The 1,840-nt window shown below is 78.3% G+C and carries 1 protein-coding gene; it reads right to left on the reverse strand.

All coding sequences use genetic code 11. The features are described 5' to 3' along the window. Window positions 1–1,818 (reverse strand): transglutaminase TgpA family protein (locus tag ABQ292_RS26420; protein WP_369210674.1); only part of this gene is annotated, 1,818 nt, incomplete at its 3' end. Between the last annotated feature and the right edge of the window lie 22 nt (window positions 1,819–1,840).

The raw sequence follows: 1,840 nt of genomic DNA on the forward strand, positions 1-1,840 counted from the left end.
CGGGCGGGCCGCCGACGTCACCTCCGCCGCGGCCTGCCCCTCCGGCACGGTGCCGGGCGCCGGGTCGACCTGCGGCGCCGGGACGATCGGCGCCGGGGTCGGCACGGTCGGGACGTCGGTCGGGCGCTCGAGGATCTCCTGGTCGGCCGGTCGCGGCGCCCACGGCAGCTCGACGGCGCGCTCGGTGTCGATCGGCGTCGGGTCGAACGGGATCCAGCCCAGGTCGTCGAAGTGGACCTCGACCCAGGCGTGCGCGTCGTCGCTGGTCACCAGCCGCCCGCCGCCGGGCTGCACCCGGCCGGGCGTGTAGCCCAGCGCCACCCGGGCGGGGATGCCGGCGGCGCGGACCATCGCGGCCATGGCGCCGGCGTACTGCTCGCAGTACCCCTGCTTGAGGCGCAGGAAGTCGGCGAGGTCGTCGCCGCCGGTGCCCGGCGCGGTGGAGAGGCTGTAGACGAAGCCGTTCTCCCGGTCGAAGTGGTCGTGGATGGCGCGCACCGCGTCGTAGGGCGTGGCCGCGCCGGCGGTCAGCGCGGCCACCAGGTCGGTGACGCTCGGGTCCAGGACCGGCAGGGCGGTGTCGCGCTCGGCGATCGGCGTCCGGGGGAGGACCTGTTCGGCCGCGCGCAGCTCCTCCTCGCTGGGGCGCGGCTCGACGGCGGTCACCTGGTAGCGGCGGCCGGCGGTGCTGACGTCGCGGCCGAAGACCGTGCCGGTGGTGGGGTCGAACCGCCACGCCTCGGGGTCGTCGATGGCCACCGACAGGGGGGAGGTGGGCACCGGCAGGAACCGGTCGTCGTGGCCGACGGCGGTGATCGTCGCCTCGACCTGCCGGCCCTCGCGGCCGCCCGGCAGCGGCGCGAGCTCCTCGTCCTGGGCCACCGACGCCTCGCCGTCGAGGTTGCCGACCGTCCAGCCGTCCTCGGTGTCGTAGACGTCGAGGGTCACCACCCGCAGGTAGCCCGGGTCGAGCACCGAGCTGTCGAGGCGCAGCAGGTCGACCGGCTCGGGCAGGGTCAGCTGGCCCTGCAGCGCCGCGGCCGGGTCGAGCGCGGTGCCGGTGGACCCGCCGCCGCCCCCGCCCGAGCCGAAGCCGGCGGCCAGCCGCCCCTCCGGCAGCGTCGGGACCACGCTGCCGACCACCAGCCCCGCCGCCAGCGCCAGGGCAGCGGTGCCGACGGCGGCCGGCGTCCCCGCGCCGTGCCGCGTCCCGGCGCCGCCGCGGGCGGCCAGCCGGCGGGACTGGTCGGCCCACAGCAGCAGCGCCAGCCCGCCTGCGGGAGCGGCGAGGGCCAGCAGCCCGATGCTGCCGGTGACCGTGCTGACCGGGACGCAGAACAGGACCAGCAGACCCAGCCCGGCCAGCGCCGGCTGCCGACCGCCGACGGCGACCAGGTCGACGGTCACCGCGGCCAGACCCACCAGGAGCACGGTGAGCGCGAGCAGCCCGGTGAGCGGCAGGGCCGGCGTCGACTGCTCGCGGAGCTCGGCCGAGCCGTCGAGCAGGACCCCGGCGAGGGCGTCGAGCGAGGTCGGGGTGGGCAGCCAGCCGCCGACGGCCCGGTCCGGGGCGAACTGGGCGGTCATCAGGCAGGTCAGCAGGAGCAACTGGCCGAGCGGGACCAGCGGGACGCCGGTGGCGGCGACCCGGGCCGGGACCGCCCGGCCGCCGGAGGCCCAGTCCCACAGCGCCGTCCCGGCCGCGCGCAGCAGCAGCCCACCGGCGGCGACGACGGCGACGGCGGACAGCGCCGGCAGCACCCAGGCGGGGCGGACGAAGACGGGTGCGAGCGAGCAGGCGCCCAGGGCGGTCGCCACCGCGGCGGCCAGCGTGGTGCCG

Source organism: Geodermatophilus maliterrae, from assembly GCF_041018925.1.
In the GTDB taxonomy this organism is placed as follows: domain Bacteria; phylum Actinomycetota; class Actinomycetes; order Mycobacteriales; family Geodermatophilaceae; genus Geodermatophilus; species Geodermatophilus maliterrae.